A 235-nucleotide genomic window follows, 5' to 3' on the forward strand; every position below is an offset into this window, starting at 1 on the left:
TTATGTGTGTCTCGTTCCATCCGTTGTCTCCTTCTATTGTTGCTGCGGGTTCATTCAATGGAGAGGTGGTGGTGTGGAATTTAAATGAGCCTGAAAAAGCAATGTGCATGACAGCGATTGATAGTCCTTATTCGCACAAAGAACCTGTTCTGGACATAAAGTGGGTTTATGATCATAGCCTCAAGAAGAATCTCCTCGCTAGCGCTGGTGCAGATGGAAAATTGCTTTTCTGGGA

Annotated in this window: 1 protein-coding gene; it reads left to right on the forward strand. The window is 44.3% G+C overall.

The genetic code is table 11. The annotated features are described in order from the left end of the window. Positions 1-107: 107 nt before the first annotated feature. A partial coding sequence (locus AB1471_RS17930; protein ID WP_367781070.1) for a WD40 repeat domain-containing protein occupies positions 108-235 on the forward strand: 128 nt, incomplete at its 3' end.

This window comes from Jeotgalibacillus marinus, assembly GCF_040801915.1.
GTDB classification, from domain to species: domain Bacteria; phylum Bacillota; class Bacilli; order Bacillales; family Jeotgalibacillaceae; genus Jeotgalibacillus; species Jeotgalibacillus marinus.